Origin of the sequence: Pandoraea terrae, assembly GCF_902459695.1 — a bacterium.
GTDB lineage: Bacteria > Pseudomonadota > Gammaproteobacteria > Burkholderiales > Burkholderiaceae > Pandoraea > Pandoraea terrae.
This window is the reverse complement of record NZ_CABPRZ010000001.1, coordinates 437,825-456,896: the sequence shown is the minus strand read 5'-3', so window position 1 is coordinate 456,896 and position 19,072 is coordinate 437,825. Positions and strand designations below refer to the sequence as shown.

The 19,072-nt window shown below is 65.6% G+C and carries 17 protein-coding genes; 5 read left to right on the top strand and 12 right to left on the bottom strand.

Translation table 11 applies throughout. The annotated features are described in order from the left end of the window. Positions 1 to 364: 364 nt before the first annotated feature. Entirely contained in the window at positions 365 to 1,210 is an 846-nt protein-coding gene (locus PTE30175_RS02055; protein ID WP_150695370.1) for an EamA family transporter, read from the bottom strand. Positions 1,211 to 1,773: 563 nt separating this feature from the next. On the opposite strand from PTE30175_RS02055, the gene PTE30175_RS02050 reads away from it, so the two are divergent. Then, positions 1,774 to 2,919: a helix-turn-helix transcriptional regulator gene (locus tag PTE30175_RS02050; protein ID WP_150695369.1), complete on the top strand. Its 1,146-nt coding sequence runs from the start codon at positions 1,774 to 1,776 to the stop codon at positions 2,917 to 2,919. 1 nt (position 2,920) lies between these two features. On the opposite strand, the gene PTE30175_RS02045 is transcribed toward PTE30175_RS02050, so the two are convergent. Both PTE30175_RS02045 and PTE30175_RS28115 read right to left on the bottom strand, forming a co-directional pair. Then, on the bottom strand, positions 2,921 to 3,373 hold the full coding sequence (locus PTE30175_RS02045) for a hypothetical protein (protein WP_150695368.1): 453 nt from the start codon (positions 3,371 to 3,373) through the stop codon (positions 2,921 to 2,923). A gap of 152 nt (positions 3,374 to 3,525) precedes the next feature. Further along, the gene (locus PTE30175_RS28115; RefSeq protein WP_191628771.1) at positions 3,526 to 5,058 is read right to left on the bottom strand and encodes a ShlB/FhaC/HecB family hemolysin secretion/activation protein; all 1,533 of its coding nucleotides are present in this window, start codon (positions 5,056 to 5,058) and stop codon (positions 3,526 to 3,528) included. Between the two features lie 328 nt (positions 5,059 to 5,386). On the opposite strand from PTE30175_RS28115, the gene PTE30175_RS02030 reads away from it, so the two are divergent. Continuing rightward, positions 5,387 to 6,727, top strand: a complete 1,341-nt coding sequence (locus PTE30175_RS02030; protein WP_150695366.1) for an MATE family efflux transporter — start codon at positions 5,387 to 5,389, stop codon at positions 6,725 to 6,727. Between the two features lie 10 nt (positions 6,728 to 6,737). On the opposite strand, the gene hisN is transcribed toward PTE30175_RS02030, so the two are convergent. Further along, positions 6,738 to 7,565 (bottom strand): histidinol-phosphatase, encoded by an 828-nt coding sequence (gene hisN, locus PTE30175_RS02025; RefSeq protein WP_150695365.1) that lies wholly within the window; start codon positions 7,563 to 7,565, stop codon positions 6,738 to 6,740. Between the two features lie 142 nt (positions 7,566 to 7,707). Between hisN and rarD the strand changes: the two genes are divergently transcribed. The 3 genes from rarD to PTE30175_RS02010 all read left to right on the top strand — a co-directional run bounded on the left by rarD (position 7,708) and on the right by PTE30175_RS02010 (position 9,600). Beyond that, on the top strand, positions 7,708 to 8,601 hold the full coding sequence (gene rarD / locus PTE30175_RS02020; protein ID WP_150695364.1) for an EamA family transporter RarD: 894 nt from the start codon (positions 7,708 to 7,710) through the stop codon (positions 8,599 to 8,601). A 151-nt stretch (positions 8,602 to 8,752) separates the two neighbouring features. Next, a complete protein-coding gene (locus PTE30175_RS02015; protein WP_150695363.1) occupies positions 8,753 to 9,007 on the top strand; it encodes a hypothetical protein in 255 nt (84 codons plus the stop codon). A gap of 131 nt (positions 9,008 to 9,138) precedes the next feature. Then, positions 9,139 to 9,600 carry a universal stress protein gene (locus PTE30175_RS02010; protein WP_191628769.1) on the top strand — a complete coding sequence of 154 codons (462 nt, stop codon included), beginning with the start codon at positions 9,139 to 9,141 and terminating at the stop codon, positions 9,598 to 9,600. 72 nt (positions 9,601 to 9,672) lie between these two features. On the opposite strand, the gene PTE30175_RS02005 is transcribed toward PTE30175_RS02010, so the two are convergent. The 8 genes from PTE30175_RS02005 to PTE30175_RS01970 form a co-directional block, all read right to left on the bottom strand. Further along, on the bottom strand, positions 9,673 to 10,539 hold the full coding sequence (locus PTE30175_RS02005) for an alpha/beta hydrolase (protein ID WP_150695361.1): 867 nt from the start codon (positions 10,537 to 10,539) through the stop codon (positions 9,673 to 9,675). Between the two features lie 9 nt (positions 10,540 to 10,548). Next, a complete protein-coding gene (locus PTE30175_RS02000; protein WP_191628767.1) occupies positions 10,549 to 11,412 on the bottom strand; it encodes a DUF4118 domain-containing protein in 864 nt (287 codons plus the stop codon). A 173-nt stretch (positions 11,413 to 11,585) separates the two neighbouring features. After that, positions 11,586 to 12,404 carry a M55 family metallopeptidase gene (locus PTE30175_RS01995; protein WP_150695359.1) on the bottom strand — a complete coding sequence of 273 codons (819 nt, stop codon included), beginning with the start codon at positions 12,402 to 12,404 and terminating at the stop codon, positions 11,586 to 11,588. A 58-nt stretch (positions 12,405 to 12,462) separates the two neighbouring features. After that, positions 12,463 to 13,509 (bottom strand): DmpA family aminopeptidase, encoded by a 1,047-nt coding sequence (locus PTE30175_RS01990; protein WP_150695358.1) that lies wholly within the window; start codon positions 13,507 to 13,509, stop codon positions 12,463 to 12,465. Continuing rightward, positions 13,506 to 14,420, bottom strand: a complete 915-nt coding sequence (gsiD, locus tag PTE30175_RS01985; RefSeq protein ID WP_150695357.1) for a glutathione ABC transporter permease GsiD — start codon at positions 14,418 to 14,420, stop codon at positions 13,506 to 13,508. The genes PTE30175_RS01990 and gsiD overlap by 4 nt, the downstream gene beginning before the upstream one ends. A gap of 10 nt (positions 14,421 to 14,430) precedes the next feature. Next, positions 14,431 to 15,351 (bottom strand): glutathione ABC transporter permease GsiC, encoded by a 921-nt coding sequence (gsiC, locus tag PTE30175_RS01980; protein WP_150695356.1) that lies wholly within the window; start codon positions 15,349 to 15,351, stop codon positions 14,431 to 14,433. Positions 15,352 to 15,475: 124 nt separating this feature from the next. Further along, positions 15,476 to 17,035: a glutathione ABC transporter substrate-binding protein GsiB gene (gene gsiB / locus PTE30175_RS01975; RefSeq protein ID WP_150695355.1), complete on the bottom strand. Its 1,560-nt coding sequence runs from the start codon at positions 17,033 to 17,035 to the stop codon at positions 15,476 to 15,478. 68 nt (positions 17,036 to 17,103) lie between these two features. Then, complete coding sequence (locus PTE30175_RS01970) at positions 17,104 to 18,990, bottom strand: dipeptide ABC transporter ATP-binding protein (RefSeq protein WP_150695354.1); 1,887 nt, start codon at positions 18,988 to 18,990, stop codon at positions 17,104 to 17,106. Between the last annotated feature and the right edge of the window lie 82 nt (positions 18,991 to 19,072).

The following is a 19,072-nucleotide window of genomic DNA, read 5'->3' as shown; positions in this document are numbered from 1 at the left end:
CGAGCGTTCATGCCGATCTCGGTTCATGGCGCGGCTGCTACATGTCAGAGCCAACCGCGCGGGGAAACGGACGGCCGTCGGGGGGCACGGCTGCAGGAAAATGGGGGTATCAAACGGTGCGTGCACGATCACGCCAGGCCATCAGAATGTGGCTACGAACCGAATGGAAAACGGCGGGGATTGTGACAGAACGCGCAAGCGTTGTTAGCCGGTAATTCGGTCAACGCCAGATATTTCGGAATTATCTGTATCGAAAACGGAATTTTCCTATTGGAAACGAACACGCGTCCGTTAAGAGTCCGTTCGGTTCATGGCATCTCCGCGCGTTGCGGATGACAAGTCGATAGGGGAACTGCCAAGCGCGTCAGCCACCTAGCTTAATGAGCATGGCGCCCGCCACGACCAGCAGTCCGGACACCACGCGTCGCGGCGTCAACGGCTCGCGCAGGAACAGCCAGCCGAGCACTACGGCGAAGATGGCGCTCGATTCGCGCAGCGCCGAAACGACGCCCATCGGCAGGAATTGCAGCGCGAATACGACCATGCCGTAGGCCGTCAGCGCCACGATGCCCGCGCCGATGGCCTCGGCCACGCGTCGCGGCGGTGCGAGGAACATGCCGCGCAGGCCGCCGCGACGCAGGTACACCGTACCCACCAGCGGCACGCTGGCGGCAAGATAGACCCACGCAATGTAAGCGAAGCCATTGCCGGAGGTCCGTACGCCGAAGCCGTCGATGATCGTATACGCGGCGATGAACACGCCGGTCATCAGCGCCGCCGGGACGCTGTCGACGGAAAAATGCCGGCCGCGCAGCGCCAGCGACAGGATGCCCACACAGATGAGCACAATCGCCGCAGCTGCCAGCCACCCCGGGCGCTCCCCGGCCAGGACGAGCGCCGCCAGCGCGATCAGCGCCGGCGAAATGCCGCGTGCAATGGGATAGATCTGACCGAAATCGCCCGCTCGGTACGCGCGGATGAGCGACGCCGTGTAACCGACCTGTGCAATCGCCGACAGGATCACGAGCGGCCATGCCGATGGCGCCGGCAATGGCAGCCAACACGCCGCCACCGCCGCCACGACGAGTTGCGGCACCGCCATCATGCCGACCTGCCACAGCCGGTCCGGACTCGCATGCAGAAAGGCATTCCACGTCGCATGCATGAGCGCGGAGAACAACACGAGCAGGACAATCGAGGTCTGGGTCATGAAAACGGTCGGGGCACGAAGATTCGCGCGGCGGTGTGCGAATCATTCGCGTACCAAACCGTCGCAATCCGACATTGTCGCAGCATGGCGTAGCGCCTGACAGAGCCAGCCGGCAGCGTTTTGAAGGAGCCAGCGCCGCGCCGGTTCGCCACGGCGCCCGACACGGCAGCGCCAAACGCCTGCGTCGTACGCCCAATCATTCCGTGCGGCAAGCCCGGAGACGCCCGACACCAAAACCGATTACCGGACGTTATCCACAGCCCTTGTGGATAACCCACTGGATAAGTCGACCCCGAACGCCCATAAAGGCCACGGGACAAGGCTGTCAAGATCATTGCTCAATTCATGATCACGGAAAGCGCAAATTTCAAGCTTGACGGATTGCCCGCCGCCTGCGTGATCGTGCCCGGTCGCGCGCCGCCGCGCGCGTTACACAAATTCACGCAATTCGCGTAGCATCTTCGGAAAAATGCCCCGTGCGGGACGGCGAAGCCGCCGGCACGGCAGATGTGCGGCGTGAACTTGCCGCGCGGGGAACGTCTGAGGTCAGTTCGGGGGCCGACATGGCACTAACGTCGTCCAGGTTGTCGCTCGATGCCGTCATCCAGAGCATTTACGAGACCACGCTCGACGTGTCTCAGTGGGGCACGGTGCTCGAGCAGGTGTCGCAAGCCGCCGGCGCGATAGGCGGACATTTCTTTTATTGGGACGACATCACCAAGCAAGCGGGCGACGGTCACGTGTCGTTTGCGTTTGACGAAGCCCAGTCGTATGTGTACGCCACACACTATGCCCACATCGATCCGCGCCGTGCATGGGTGATGAGCCAGGGCGTTGGCGAGTGGCGTGCGTGCCATCATCGCTTCGACCAGCGTTTCGTTGCTCACGATCCCTGCTACAACGAATTCCTGATGCCGAACGGCATCCGCTACACGGCCGGCGCCGTGCTCTCGGACAACGACCACCAGTCGGGTGTCATTGGCCTGTTCCGTGCGCCGGGGCAAGATCCCTACGACGCCGACGCCCTCGACGTCCTGCAGCAGCTCAAACCGCATTTGATGCGTGCAAGCCGCTTGGGCACGCAACTGCGAAACTTGCAGGGCCAGGCCCTTCTCGGTGAATCCGCACTCGACAACGTGGACTTCATGATCATGGTGACCGATGGCGACGGACGGCTTCGTCACGCGAATCGCCATGGCGAAATGGCACTGACGCGCGACGGCTTTCCCTTGACGGTGCGCGACGGACGCTTGCGAGCGAGACAAACGCACGAGCAGCAAGCGCTCGAACACGCGCTCACGCTCGCCTGCGGCCACCCGCGCATGGCGCACCCGATCGCGCTGTCGGACGGCCCCGACCGGTTGCCCGTGACTTGCGTGCCGCTGACGCCGTCGCACCCGCTCGCGAGTCTCGACACGGTGCCGCTTGCGATGCTGCTCGCGCGCGCGGGCCCGGCCCAGCCGGCCGCCCGGGCGCAACTGCTCGCACATCTCTTCGGGTTGGGGGCTGCGGAAACGGATATTGGGCTGGCGCTGAGCGCCGGCCTGTCGCTCGACGAAATCGCGGCGCAACGGCGCAGCTCCATCCACACGGTGCGCTCGCAGTTGCGCTCCATCATGGCGAAAACCGGCGCCCGCCGGCAATCCGAACTTGTCAGCCTGCTGCACCGCGTGCCCGGCGTGCGCGTCGACCGCCCATGGGACGAATGACTTATTTGGCCGCGCGCAGCGCGGCAATGACCTCGCTGTGCCCCAGCACGGCGTCGGGCGCGTGCTGCAACGCCAGACGATAACGCTCCCCGAATTCCTTCGACGCCTCGCCCTGAAACAGCCCGACAGCGGTCTCGACGAGATCGCGCCCCGGCTCGGCCAAGGGCGGCGACTGTTCGAACCATTCGTCAAGCGCGACGATCAGCCGCGATAGCGGATCGAGCCAGCGAAACCATGGGTCTTCCGTCAACACTTGCACGAAGCGGCCCGTCGGTACCGGGCCAAAGACGTTTTCGTATTGCTGCCGATCATGCGTGATCAGGATCTTGTGCTGATGCAGGAGCGCCGTGCGCAGCGCGCGCAGCGACACCTGGGCCGCCGCATCGGCGGGAGGGCCGGCCGGTTTGGCGCCGGATTCGTCGTCGGCGGGCGGAACGGCAGTCGAGTCGGTCATGGCGGCACTCTCTGGGAATTTAGGACTTTGCCCATAGCCAGCGGGCGACATCATGACGATACTACATCCGTCCCGAGAATCGACGGGACCAGGCCTTCAACTTCCCCGTGGGGGGTCTGCTTCCTCACCCGCCCTCGTGGCGGGTTTTTTTGTCAGAACGGCACGGAGAGTTTCGCGTCGACTGACCGGAAGCGGTACGACCATCCCGGCGGACCGCTCGACGACGGCATCCACGGCGCGGCGAAGCGTTGCATCACCGACAGGTCCAGTTTGCTCCGGCCAAAATAGTGCTGATGGCTAAGGCCAACCTCGGCGAATGTGTCGTACGAGCGCTGTGCCGACGCATCCTCGTAACGATTGCGGTTGTAGCGCAGCTCGACCCCGGTGGTCCCGTTCGCGGTGATGTCGAACGCCCGGCGCACCCGCCATTGCAGGCTCTGCCCTTGGCTCGTGCTTGACGCCATCTGGTCTGTCGACGCCTTCGCCGATCCCTGCAAGCCCACCGTCCAGTCGGCGTCGATCGGCAACGTGTAGCTGGCGGTCAGGTCCCGATTGGTCGAATCGCGGCGTGCGTTCTGCAAGTCCTGGCTCAGCGTGGAGTTCAACCGGCCGCCCATCCCGAGGGGATTGTTCAGGAGCAGATTGGCGGTGCCCTGCATCTTGCCGGTCGTGGTCATCCCGGCATTGTTCATGGCGACGTTGAACGTGTACGGCGCTTCGTTAAGCACCTGAAATCCGACGGCGCCCTCGCCCCGCGTCTTGCTGCGCGAGGCAGTCAGCGGCAGATTCTCGCGCTGCACGTAAAGCCCCTGGCGCATCAACACCCGGATATTGCGCGTGGCGAAGCTTTCGGTCGGCGCGATGCCCCGCAAGCACGCGCCCCGGGCGATGAACGCGTTCGGCTTCGCCACGTCCTGCGGCAGCGGCGCCGTCGCGGGATCAGCATACAGGGCGGCGGTCGCCGCCGCCGCGGCCTCGGCTGCGGCAACGGCCGCCGGATCGGGGGCCTCGGGCGCACCTTTGCCGGTCGCGCTCAACGCGTTGGCCGCATCATCTGCATTGGCCTGCGCCATCGCCGCGACGCCCTCGGCGTTCTGGCTCGCGGCCGTCGCCGAAGCGTCAGACGCGGCAGACGCGGCAGACGCGGTTGACGCGGTTGACGCGGCAGACGCGGTTGACGAGGTAGATGGGGGCGTTGCGGCAGATGCGGCGCTTGGTTCAGACGCGACAGATGTCGCAGGCGTTGCAGATGCCGCAGATGCCGGCAGCTCGCCGGCCGAATCGCGAGCCGAATCGCGAGCCGAATCGCGAGCCGAATCGCCAGCCGCAGCCGTTGCGGCGTCGCCGTCTCGCGCAGGCAGCGCGTTTCCGTTGTCCGTCGCCGCGCGCTGCGCCGCCTCGCGGTCGATGGCGGCAGCAACCGCCGCCGGATCGGCGCCGGCGAACAGCGCAATCGGATCCCGGCTTGCCTCCGGATCAGGAGGCGGCGGTTCCGGCATCACAAAGTATTCAGGCGCAAGCCCGCGCTCCCACAAACCGTAGGCCAGCGCATTCTGCTCTGTGAAGCAAGGCGGATTGGCAGCCGCCCATCCCGATTGTGCGTGCGCGCCGGATGCCCAAAGGCTCACGGCCACGGCGACCAGCGAGGTCATCCGGCCTTGGCGCACCGCCATTTTTACCGTCATACGAAAACCCGTGGCACGCCCCTTGGCAGGCCGCGCCGACAGGCGCCGGAAGACGCGCTGACATCGAGCGGAGGGGGGGCGGGCGATTGCGAAAACACGCTTATTTTACGGCGATTGCCCACCCGGCTCCAATCAATTTACCTCGCGAAATTCCGGGAACTCTTGCCTCATATTCCGCTCATAACGCATGACTTCCCCTGTAGTGACTTTCTGCCCGCCTCGTGCGGGCATTTTTATTGGCGCAGACGCCCGCGCACGCGATCGTATAATGCGCCTCTCGATCTCACCAGAACGGCGCCGCCATGAACGGCCGCCACGCCCCGCATTCATGAACCCTGCGCCCGCCGGCCACCGGCAACTCTTGCGCCTTGCCATCCCGATCGTGCTGGCCAACCTGACGCAACCGCTGCTGTCGGCCGTCGACACGGCTGTCGCCGGCCACCTCCCGGGCCCGGCCTATCTTGGTGGCGTCGCGCTGGGCGGACTGTTCTTCAATCTCGTGTTCTGGGGGTTCTCGTTCCTGCGCATGGGCACCACCGGCCTTGCCGCGCAGGCGTTCGGCGCGAACGACGCCGTGCGGTTGCGCGACACGCTCTGGCGCGCGCTGGCGCTTGCCGGTGTCATCGGCGCGGTACTGGTCCTCGCCCGCGCACCGCTGATCGCGCTGGCGCTCGACTGGCTCGGCGGCAGTGCCGACGTCCGGCGGCTCGCCACGCAATACTGCGAGATCCGCATCTTTGCCGCACCGCTAGCGCTCGCCAACTATGTCGTGCTCGGTTACCTGCTCGCTTGCCAGCGAGTGCGCCGGGGGTTGTTCGTGCAGGTGTTCATCAACGTGGTCAACATGATCGCGGTGCTGGCTTTCGTACGCGTTCTCGGCTGGGGCGTGTCCGGCATCGCCGCCGCCACGGCGCTCGCCGACACGCTCGGCTTCATGTTCGGGGCATGGCTGCTATGGGCGGCCCGCACACCGCATCTGCCGCCGCCGCGCCTATCGGCGCTACTGGCGCGCGCGGCACTGTGGCGTCTGTTCCGCCTCAATCTGGATATCTTCCTGCGGACGCTTTTCCTGCAACTGGCGTTCGCCTGGTTCGCGCGCGTCGGCGCACGCCTGGGCGACCTCACGCTCGCGGCAAACGCGCTGCTGCTCAATTTCCAGACGTTCATGGCGTACGGAATCGATGGCTTCGCACACGCTGCCGAGGCGCTCGTCGGCGCGTACATCGGTGCGCGCCAGCGCGCGCCGCTGTTGCGCGCAATCCGGCTGTCAACGGGCTGGGCCTTCGGCTGCGCGTTGGGCTTCGCCGTCGTCTACGCGCTATGCGGGCCGGCCATCATCGATACCTTGACAGACCAGCCGGCGTTACGCGAGGCGGCGCGCCGCTTCCTGCCGTGGGCGATCGTCTCGCCGCTCGTGGCCGTGTGGTGCTTCCAGCTCGACGGCGTGTTCATTGGCGCGACACGCACGCGCGAGCTGTTGAGTTCATCGCTGATTGCACTGATCGTCTTCGCCGCGTTGCTGCCGTGGGTTCAGGACGCCTGGGGCAATCATGGCCTGTGGGCCGCGTTGATGGTGTTCATGGCGGTGCGCGGCGTTGTCCTTGGCGTGCTGTTGCCGCGCGTGTGGCGCGGACTGCCGGCACTACCGGCCGGCACGTCCGCACACTAACCCCCCCGCCCTATACCGTCACGCGGCCGATCAACGCCAACGCCTGACGGTGCAACGCCGGATTGGCGGCGGCGAGCACGCGGCCCTGCGAGGCCAACGTCAGCGGCTGGCCGTCCCAGTCGGTGATGATGCCGCCGGCGGCCTCGATCACGGGCGCCAGCGCCAGATAGTCGTAGGTCTGCAACCCGGCTTCCATCACCAGTTCCACATGACCGCTCGCAAGCAGTCCATACGCATAGCAATCGCCGCCGTACCGCCGGTGGCGGGTCGCGGCGGACACGCGCCCGAACGCAGCGAATTCCGTCTCACTGAAAATGTCGGGCGACGTCGCGTAGACGGTCGCGTCGGCCAGCGCCGCGACCGGGCTTGTCGCGCATGGCGCCCCATTGAAACGGGCGCCGCCGCCGTCGCCCTGCATGCCGACCCAACGCTCGCCGGTCGCCGGAATGTCAATCACGCCAAGCACCGGGCGGCCGTTGCGCAACAGGGCCAGCAACGTGCCCCACAGGGGATGCCCGGTAATGAAGCTGCGGGTGCCGTCGATCGGATCCACGGACCAGACAAACTCCGCGTCCGGCCGCGTCTTGCCGAACTCCTCACCCCAAATGCCGTGCGCCGGGTACGTTTGCATGATGCGCGCGCGCAACGCCGTCTCGACCTCGCGGTCGGCGATGGTCACGGGACTCTCGTCTGCCTTGGCTTCGATGTCGAGCCGGCGGCGGAACCAGCCGAGTGACAACGGACGGACGGCGTCGGCCATGGCTTCAGCGAAAGCGGCATATTCCGCGTAGGCGGCGTGGGCGGCAAACCCGGTGGAAACGGCACGATGGTGCGACATGCAAGGCTCCTCAATGAACGATGGCGACAATTGCCACGAATCGCCCATTATCGCCAATTCTCGTGACGTTGTTACGTCCGCGTACGGAAGCCGCGGAATTTGTTATGCTCGCGGCCTGAACGATTCTTCCTTTTCCCATTTCATGCTCTCCGGCCGCGGTGTGATGCTTTCGGTCTCGGCTTCGGTCATGTTCTCGGTCATGCCCGCCATCGTGGCGCAGCTGGCGCCGTTGACCGGACTCGACGTGTTCGCCTGGCGCATCCTGCTCACCTTGCCCGGCACGCTGGTGCTGCTCACGGTGCTGGGCCGCTGGCCGGTGTTCGCCCGCGTGCTGGCCCGGGTGCTGCGCGCCCCGAAGCTGATGGCCGGCGTGCTCGCCTGCGCGGCATTGCTCAGCGCCCAACTGTGGCTGTTCGTTTGGGCGCCGCTGCAACAGCGCGTGCTCGACGTTTCGCTTGGCTACTTCCTGTTGCCGCTGTCGATGGTGCTCGTCGGCCGTTTCGTCTACGGGGAACGCCTTCACGCACTGCAATGGAGTGCACTGGCCATCGCGGCGATCGGCGTCGCGCATGAACTTTGGCTGACCCGCGCGATATCGTGGGTCACGGCGCTGATCGTACTCGGTTATCCGCCCTACTTCATGCTGCGGCGCTGGCTGCGCTTCGACGCGCTGGCCGGTTTCGTGCTGGAACTGATCTGCATTGCGCCGTTCGCCATCTGGGCGCTGTGGGGCGGCCCGGGCGCCGATCCGGCGCTGCTCGCGCAGCCGCGCTTCTGGCTGTGGCTACCGGTGCTCGGCCTGCTGAGCGCGACCGCGATCGCCGGCAACCTCGGCGCGAGTCGGCTGCTGCCGCTTGGCCTGTTCGGCATCTTCGGCTATGTCGAACCCGTCTTGCTGTTCGCCGTGTCGATCGTGGTGCTGGGCGAACCGTTCAGTGCGCAGGGATTATGGACGCATGGCCCGATCTGGGTGGCAGTGGCGCTGGTCGTCAGCGACAGCCTGCTCACGTTGCGCCGGCAGGCCATGCTGCGCTGAGGCCCGCGCGATTCGGGTGACATCCCAAGCGCAGGGGCGGTCCCGCGCGGTATACTGCTTCGGCATACTGGCCGGGCATCGCTCACGCCCCGGGGACTTCACGGATAGGGCCGAGCGGTGTCGTCTTCTTCGCGAGCATTCCAAAAAATTCATGAAAAAGCTTGTCCTGATCGGCACGCTGTTGTTGAGCGCGTGCGGCACCAACGCCCCGCTATTTACGTCCGACGGACGCCCCACGCAGCAAATCCAGTGCGCTGCGGCGGCAAACCAGCGCGACAGCCAGGCGTCGCTCGACTGCGACGCACGGGCGCGCAGCCTGTGCGGGGGCGGCGACTACGAAACGCTACGCCGGACGCCGGAATACGGCGCGCTCACGGTGCTGTTCGCCTGCTCGCGCGGTTCGTAATACGATCGAATTGCCGGTAAGCGCGCGGAGCCCTTGCGCGAGATCGGGCACGGCGTCCCGCATCGGGTGACATGCCGGAGCGCAGGTGGGAGAATGAAATCACGGGATTCTCCCCGCGTGAGGACACCATCATGTATGAACGCATTCTGGTCTCGATCGACGGCAGCAACCCCTCGAACCGCGCCATCGACGAAGCCGTCAAGCTGGTGGGTTTGAGCCACGGCCGTATCCGCCTGGTTTCCGTCGTGCCATCGCTCGCGAATGTTTATGCCGCAGGCGCGTATAGCGGGTTCGTGCCGGTCGAAAGCGAGGGCACCTTCGAGCAGGAAACGAATGAAATTCTCGCCAGGGCGCAGGCCGATCTGAAGCAGCGCGGTATCGAAGCGGAGACGAAACTGATCTCGCTTGACTCGGGCACCCACGAGATCGCCGATGTCGTGCTGCACGAGGCGCAGGACTGGGGCGCCGACGTCATCGTGCTCGGCACGCATGGCCGCCGCGGCGTCACGCGCCTGCTGCTCGGCAGCGTCGCCGAAACCCTGCTGCGCATCACGACCGTGCCGCTTCTGCTGGTCAAGGCCGGGGACACGTAAGCCGCCGGCGCAAACGCGATTCGTGCCGCCGGCTCGCTCGACGGACCCCGGCGCAGACACGCCGCGACGCACTCAGGCGCCGCGCTGACGATTTGCGCGCAGCAGCGCCTTCGAGATGATGCGGGCTTCCGGCGCCGCGCCGCCGTGCTGCCGCTGAATGCTGTCGCGGAAAAAGCGGCGCGTTTCGTCGGCGACCACTTCCCGCTCGTTGTCCATCGTCACAATGTGATAGCTCTCGGCCAGCAGGTACTTCTGCTTGTGTGCCGAGGACACGCCTTCATGCACGATGCGTGCGTTGTGCGGACTCGACGTATCGTCGTCCACGGCATGGATGACAAGACAATCGGCCGTCACGCGATGCAGGTTGCGCCGCACGTGCGACGCCAGGCGGCGTGCGTGGTACAGATGCGGCAACGGCAGCGCCGCCGCGCCGATCTCCGAGGCTGCATGCTGCGACATCGATTTCTCGATGCGCGCACGCAGCGATTCATTTTTCAGTCCGAACGGACTCGTTTCCTTGTATTTGTAGATGTGCCGCAGCGGCGTGTGATAGCCGAAATCGATCAGCGGGTAATACCACGGGATCGTCCAGCCGTCGTACATCAACGTGACGGACAGCAGGGACAGCGACGTTACGGACGGCTCTTCCTGCGCGATCGCCAGACACAGCGTCGCGCCGATGCACAGTCCGCACAACGACACCGTCGCGTGTGTCTGCTTCAGCTTGAGGTACTCGGCGCGCGCTGCCTTGATCCACGCACGCCAGTCAGTGCACGGGGTGCCGAGACCGTAGCCTGCAATGTAGGGCACGGACACGGTATAGCCGTCACGCTGCAATGCCTTGGCGACGTAACGCATTTCCAGCGGCGTGCTGCAAAGGCCGGGCAACAGCAGCACCGCGTTCGGGCCGCCCTGGTAATGAATGTCGGTCTGGAACACGTTGCGCCCTCAGTTGGTCGCGCGCGCCGCGCGCTTTGGCGATGCGTCGGCAGTGACGGACGCGGGCGCGGACGTCGTGGCGGGCGGCAGCGAACGCCGGCGCAGGATCGTGAAGGTGCCGAGGGCGGCATGGAAGAACTCCAGCTCACACGTCAGCAGGTCATAACCGCCGCGAGCGTTGCGCACACGCAGCGTGTAGGCGCCGCGCGCCGGCATCGGCAAAGACGCATCGAACAATCCCGCCATGCGCGCCGCGTCATCGGGGTGCAACTGACCGCGCAGGCCACTGCGCTGCAACTCTTCCGGCGCAGCGCCGCTGTACCGGCGGAACCGTTCATCGAGATACTCGTAACGTAGCGCGGGGTTGGCAATGTAGAACACGGCGTCGAGATGGCGCGTCAGATAGGTCATCAAGGCGTTCCCGAGCTTGACAGAATCCGCCAGCACCAGACGCTCGTTGTCGGCGCGCAGCAGCATTTCATAGCGCGTCTGCGACACCTCGGCAAGCAACTCGGCGCGATATTGTGCGCGGCGCAGCCATTCGATCAGCGCGACGGCCAGCGGCGCGATCAACAGGAAGCCGATAACGATCAGCACGTCGCGCCGGTCGAGCGTCGTCACGTCCCGAAACGGCGGCACGAAAAAAAAGTCGAAAATCGGGATGCTGATGAACATCGCCAGGATCGCCGGCCCGAGTCCCCACAGGAACTCGACGATAATCGCCGCGCATACGAACATGACGCCCGGCATTGCGCGATCGAGTATTGGATGCAGCAGGCTACGCACCAGGAAGGCGGCGAACACCACCATCAGTGCCCCGACATACCGTCGAGCCCCGGGTTCCGCCCAGCGACGGGCGTTTCTGATTTCCATTTTTCTTGGCCGGCGCGAGTGCCGGCGGCGGTGCGAACAAAAGCAGATCATTCCCGCAACGGGAATTATTACAAATGATTATCGCACGACCGCACCCTCCGCGGGCAAGCCGTCCGACCGGTTGACTGACAGTGCGGGACGCGCCGCCCTCGCCCCGACGGCCCCGCACGGGCTCAGCGCAGCATGAACGACATGGCGGAGAGCGAGTTCAGGATGCGCACGGCCGCCTCGACCGTCTGGGCCGTGAATTTCAGCGTCACGCCATCGACACGTTCGAGCGACGGCCACTGGCAGAACAGATCGGCCAAGGCCGTCGTCTGCGCCTGCAGACGGACGTCGACCGGCACCGCCACCCGCCGGGGCTGCCAATTGCCCGGCGCCGCCAGGACCTCGCGCGCTGCCGCCGAGATGGCCTCGCGCGCCGCCTGCGGGCTCAGCGTCATCCCCGTGCCCTGCCCGTGCGCGCGTTTCACCTCGACGAAGCGCGCATGGGGGAAGAGCGACTGCGTTTCCTCGCAGAAAACGTCGTCGCCGCTGCCCAGCACGACCGGCACACCGCGCTCGCCCGCGAGTGCGCCATACAACCCCGCCTCGCCGACCTCTTCGCCGGCGAGCCAGACGCGCGCGAAAGCGAAGCTGTTAATGGTGTGCGCGAGCACGCTCCGGCTTTGCGAGCGTCCGTGATAGCCGATCAGGAACACCGCGTCGCAGCCGCATTCGAGTCCGGCCATCATGCCCAGATAGCGCGGCTTGCCGAGCACAAGCTTCACGCGCGAATCGAGTTCGTCGGGCAGCAGATTGCGAAAGCCGCCGTGCGAGTCGTTGACGATCACTTCCGTCGCACCGCCCGCAAACGCGCCTTGCACGGCCGCGTTCGCTTCCAGCGTCATCCAGCGTCGCGCGCGTTCGTATTCGCCATTGCCCGCGCGTGTCTGCTCGGCGTGAAAAACGCCGGCGACGCCTTCGATGTCGGCAGAAATCAGGATACGCATGTGTCAGTCCAGTTCAGTGACGCCCGACTGCGCCGGTCCGGCGGATCGGGCAAAATACTCAGGGCGCAGCCTCCAGCGCGGTCCAGTCGGGCGCCTGCTGCGTGAATCCGTGACGCACATGGCCGTCGCGGCCCGTCACCGTTTCCGCGGCGAACAGCGCATGCAGGATCGCCTGTTCGATCGCGTCGGCCGCCGCCTGGAACAAGGGGTCGAGCGTCGCATCGGGCAACAGCGGCGGGGTCTGCGCCGGCACCGCCGCATCGTGGGGCACGGTATAGGCAGTGGAGAACGCCAAGGCGATATCGCCGCTGCCGTGGCCGTAAACGGACCCCGTGCGCGCCAGGCCCGCCCCGGCGCGCTTTGCCAGCCGGCGCAACTGACGCGCGTCGAGCGGCGCATCAGTCGCCAGCAGCAAGATGATGGAGCCGCGCTCAGGGGTGCCGGCGTCACTCGGCAGACGGGCCGCGAGCGCCGCACCGACACGCCTTCCGGCGATTGTCATCTGCGCGAGCTTGCCGAAATTCGAGAGCACCAGCGCACCGACCGTGCACGTGCGCCCCGCCGTTGCCACGACACGTGAGGACGAGCCGATGCCGCCCTTCATCTCGAAACAGGACATCCCGCGACCGGCCCCGACGGCGCCCTGCGCAAACACCGGCGACGCGGCGGCGCACGCCTCGGCGTAATGCGACTCGGCGACGGCGAACGCCTGCATGTCGTTCAGGAAGCCGTCATTGCACTCGAACACCAGCGGGTTGACGGACGGCCACGCCCGGCCGATCTCGGGGTTTGCCGCGACGGCCCGACGAATCTGCGCCGTCGCGACCGTGCCTACGGAGAAGGTGTTCGTCAGCGCGATCGGCGTCTCGAGCACGCCGAGTTCGTCGACCTGCACCAGGCCAACGCTCTTGCCGAAACCGTTGATGACGGCCACCCCCGCCGGGACTTTCTCCCGAAACGGATCGCCTGCGTGGGGATGGACGACCGTCACGCCCGTTTGCACGGGCCCATTCGCCAGCGTCGCGTGACCCACGGTCACGCCGGCCACGTCGGTGATGGCGTCGCGCGCGCCTGCCGGCAGCAAACCGACATGCGGCGCGTTCATTGCCGGTCCAGCTTCGGATCGAGCGCGTCGCGCAGACCGTCGCCGAGCAGGTTGAAGGCGAGCACCGTCAGGAAAATGGCGAGGCTGGGGAACAGGGCGATGTGCGGTGCATTGACCATGTCGGCACGCGCTTCGTTGAGCATCGCGCCCCACTCCGGCGTCGGCGGCTGCGCGCCGAGTCCGAGGAACGACAAGCTCGCGGCGGTGATGATCGACGTACCGATGCGCATCGAGAAATAGACGATGATCGACGAGACCGTGCCCGGCAGGATATGGCGCATGATGATCGTCCAGTCCGAGGCGCCGATGCTGCGCGCCGCTTCGATATACGTCAGATGCTTGAGCACCAGCGTATTGCCGCGCACGAGGCGCGCGAACGCCGGGATCGAGAAGATCGCCACGGCCACGATCACATTGATCATGCCGCTGCCCAGCACCGCGACCACGCCGATGGCGAGCAGGATCCCCGGGAAGGCGAACAGCACGTCGGAGATCCGCATCACGATACGGTCCCACCAGCCCTCGTAATAGCCGGCGAGCAGGCCGAGCACCGTGCCGATGACTGCGCCGAGCGCGACCGAGCCGAAACCGGCGGCCAGCGAAATGCTCGAGCCGGCCAGCACGCGGCTGAAAATATCGCGGCCCAGCGAATCGACGCCGAACCAATGCTTGAGCGACGGGCCGGCGTTCAGCGCGTCATAGTCGAAGAAATTCTCCGGGTCGAACGGCACGATGTGCGGCGCGAGGATCGCGACGATCACCAGCAGCAGCACGAACGCGCCTGCGACAAGCGCGATATGCTGTTTGCGGAACTTGCGCCAGAATTCGCGCCACGGCGTGCGTACGCGGGCGGGCGCGGCGGCTGCGGCGGTTTGGCCGGCGCCGGCTTCGATGGGGTTGCTCGTTGTCATGGCGCGCGCCTCACTTGTAGCGGATGGTCGGGTTGATGACGGCGTACAGCACATCGACCACGAGGTTGATCAGGATGAACTCGAGCGAGAACAGCAGCACCTCGGCCTGGATCACCGGGTAGTCGCGCATCTCGACCGAATCGACCAGCAAACGTCCCAGCCCCGGCCAGTTGAACACGACTTCCACGACGATCGAGCCGCCGAGCAGAAAGCCGAACTGCAGCCCCATCATCGTGACGACCGGGATCATCGCGTTGCGCAAACCATGCTTGAACACCACACTGCGCTCATTGAGCCCCTTGGCGCGCGCGGTGCGGATAAAATCTTCATGCAGCACCTCGACGAACGCGGCCCGCGTAAAGCGCGCCATCACGGCCGCCACGGCGGCGCCGAGCGTGATCGAGGGCAGGATATAGCTCTTCCATGTATCGGCGCCCATCGTGGGCAGCCACCCCAATTGCACCGAGAACACCTCCATCAACAGCATGCCCAGTGCGAAAGCGGGAAATGAAATGCCCGAAACCGCCAGCGTCATGCCGAGGCGGTCCGGCCACTTGTTGCGCCAGACGGCCGAGGCCACGCCGATGCCCATCCCGAAGATGACCGACCAGATCATCGATAGCAGCGTGAGCCACAGTGTCGGCATGAACCGCATCGCGATTTCCTCGCTCACGGGTTGCTTGCTGCGCATGGACAGGCCAAATTCGCCGCGCACCGCGTTCGTGATGAAGTGTGTGAATTGCGTGAGCAGGGGTCGATCGAGGCCAAGATCCTGGCGCACCAGCGCCACGGTGGCTTCGTCGGCCTGCGGACCCGCTGCCAGACGCGCGGGATCGCCGGGCAGCATATGCACGAAGGCGAACACCAGCACCGCCACGATCAGCAGCGTCGGGATCAGGCCAAGCAGGCGTTTGAGGAAATAATTAAACATCGCGGTCGGGGGCCCGTCAAAAATTCGTTGCGCAGGGCCGCGGCGGTGGATCTAGCGATCCCGCCGCCACGGCCGTGCGATACCACGTCTACAACACGAGTCCTGCAATAGCGCGCCTTGCGGCTTACTTCATCGAGATATCGGTGAAGTTGAACGAACCATCAGGCATCGTATACACGCCCGACAGATTCTTGTTGCGCGCGTACAGCAGCTTCTCGGTCGCGAGGAAGACCCACGGCGCGTCGGCCCAGATCTTGTCCTGCGCGTCCTTGTACAGCTTGGCCTTCTCGGCGCGGTCCGTCGTCAGCAGCGCTTTGCTGATATCCGCATCCACGGCGTCGTTCTTGTAATACGCCGTGTTGAACAGCTTCGGCGGGAACGATTCCGATGCCAGCAGCGGACGCAGCGCCCAGTCCGATTCGCCGGTCGACGACGACCAGCCGACGTAGTACATCCGCACCGGCGCCGTTGCCGGATCCTGCGCGCTCTCCACGCGTTCGACGCGCTGACCGGCTTCGAGCGCCTGCACCTGCGCCTTGATCCCGACTTGCGCCAGTTGTTGCTGCACGAACTGGATCACCTTCTGCGCCGTCGTGAACGTGTAGGCCGACCACAGCACCGTCTCGAAACCGTTCGGATAACCGGCCTCCTTGAGCAGTTCCTTCGCCTTGGCGGGGTTGTACGGCCACGGGCCTGTCTTCTCCGCGTAGTCGACGCCCTTCGGCACGACGCCTTCGGCCGGGATGGCGTAGCCCGAGAACGCGACCTTCACGAGCGCTTCCTTGTTGATCGCGTAATTGAGCGCCTGGCGCACCTTCGGATTGTCGAACGGCTTTTGCTTCGTGTTCAGGCTGATGTAACGCTGGATGATCGACGGGCCGGCGATGACGTCGACCTTGCCGCCGGTCTTCAGGCCGTCAGCCTGCTCGTACGGCACCGGATACGCGAAACCTGCCTCGCCCGTCTGCATGACGGCTGCACGCGTATTGTTGTCGACGACCGGTTTAAACGTGATCGTGTCGACTTTCGGATAGCCCTTCTTCCAGTAGCCGTCGAACTTCTTCACCTTCACGTGATCCGTGCGGTTCCATTCGACGAACTCGAACGGGCCCGTGCCGACGGGATGCGAGGCGATGTCCTTGCCGTACTTCTTCAGCGCTTCGGGCGAGATGATCACGGCTGACGGGTGCGCCAGCGTATTGATGAACGGCGAGAACGGCTCCTTGAGCGTGAACTTGACCGTGGTCGCGTCCACGGCATCCGTCTTCGCGATTTCCTTGTACAAGTTGTAGCGCTTGAGCTTGCTGTCGGGGTTCGTCACGCGGTCGAAGTTGGCCTTGACGGCGGCGGCGTTGAATTCCGTGCCGTCCTGGAACTTCACGCCCTTCTTCAGCTTGATCGTGTACACCAGGCCGTCCGGCGAGACCGTGTAGCTGTCGGCGAGGACATTGATCATCTTCATGTCCTTGTCGAAGCCGAACAGGCCTTCGTAGAACGACTTCGCAACGGCTTGCGACAGCGTGTCGTTGGCGTCGTACGGGTCCATCGTCGTAAACGTCGACTGGACGGCCATCACGACGTCCTTCGCGGCGAACGCCGGCGCGGCGGACAACGTGGCACCGGCCACCATGGCGGCCGCGAGCGCCGTCTTCAGACGTAGGCTCAGCAAAACGGTTTTCGACATCTGACTCTCCTTCTGGTCTGACAAAATCCCGCCGGACGCTGCGGCCCGGACGGACGGGTTTTCCTGCTTCAATACGCCCCGGCGACGCGATGACGCGCGACGAAGTGATTCGGCCCGACTTCCACGAGCGGCACAACGACCGGCTCGTCGCCGACGGCACGGATCGGGCTGGGAATTTCCTCGGTGAGCAGATCGCGCTTCAGGTGACGACGCGACGGATCCGCGATCGGCACCGCAGCCATCAGCTTCTTCGTATAGGGATGCTGTGGATTCTCAAAAATGGCGCGGCGCGGGCCGATCTCCACAATTTGTCCGAGGTACATCACCGCCACGCGGTGACTGATGCGCTCGACCACCGCCATGTCATGCGAGATGAACAGGAACGCGATGCCGAATTCCTTTTGCAGATCCAGCATCAGGTTGATGATCTGCGCCTGCACGGACACGTCGAGCGCCGACACCGACTCATCGGCGACGACCACCTTCGGATTGAGCGCCAGCGCGCGCGCAATTGCAATCCGCTGGCGCTGGCCGCCCGAGAACTCGTGCGGATACCGTTGCGCATAATCGGCGGGCAGTCCAACGCGTTCGAGCAGCGACGCCACGCGCGCTTCCGCTTCCGCTCCCTTGGCGACACCGTGCACCAGCAGCGGCTCCATGATCGAGAACCCGACCGTCACGCGCGGATCGAGCGACGCGAACGGGTCCTGGAAAATGAACTGGATATCGCGGCGCAGGTGTTGCAGCGAGCGCCCCGCGAGCGCTTCGATCTTCTGCCCTGCGAACTCGATCGAGCCGCCCTGGCTGGCCACGAGCCGAAGCAGCGCGCGGCCTGTCGTCGACTTGCCGCAGCCCGACTCCCCGACCAGGCCGAGCGTTTCGCCCGGACGCAGATCGAAGCTGACCCGCTCGACCGCATGCACGCGGCGCGTGACACGTCCGAACAGACCGGTGGGAACATCGAAACGCGCGATCAGATCGCGCACCCGCAGGATCGGCGCCGCGTCGGGCGCGACCGTCGCTTGCGGCGTTTCGGCGGCCGGCTTCGTCCCGGCGGGCGCATCGTAGCGCAGCAGCGGAAAATGCGCGGGCAGATCCGTGCCGGCCATCGATCCCAGACGCGGCACCGCCGACAGCAGCGCCTGCGTATACCGTTCGCGGGGGGCGGCGAAGACCGCGTCCGTCGTGCCCTCTTCCACCTTGTCGCCGCGATGCATGACCAGCACGCGATCGGCCACTTCTGCGACCACGCCCATGTCATGCGTGATGAACACCACGCCCATGTGCATTTCTTCCTGCAGCGCGCGGATCAACTGGAGGATCTGCGCCTGGATCGTGACATCCAGCGCCGTGGTCGGCTCGTCGGCGACGAGCAGTCCGGGCTTGCACGACAGCGCCATCGCGATCATCACCCGCTGCCGCATGCCGCCCGAGAGCTGATGCGGAAAACGCCCCAGCACCCGCTTCGCTTCCGGAATGCGCACGAGTTCGAGCATGCGCAACGCTTCCGCGCGCGCTGCGGCCGCGTCCTTGCGCTGGTGCAGCCGGATCGATTCCGCGATTTGCTCCCCGACCGGGAAGACCGGATTGAGCGACGTCATCGGCTCCTGGAAAATCATCGCCATGTCTGCGCCGCGAATCGAGCGCATCAGGCTGCCGCCGGCGCGCGTCAGGTCGACGAGCTGTCCGTTGCGGCGGCGCAGCGTCATATTGCCACTGACGATACGGCCACCGCCGTTCTCGACCAGCCGCATCGCCGCGAGCGACGTGACCGACTTGCCGGAGCCCGACTCGCCGACGATCGCGAGCGTTTCACCGCGGTCGACGTGAAACGAAAGATCGCGCACGGCCGTCACCGCGCGCTCGGACGTCGCGAACTGTACCGTCAGGCCCTCGACGGCGATCACACGCTCCGGGGGCAACGAAATCGTTGGGGTTGTCTTGCGATCTGCCACGCGCTACCTCGCTCTTGCTGGCCCTGCGATACCGGCGCGAGCTCGCCCGGCACCTGTTACGAACAGTCCCGCCAAGGACCGT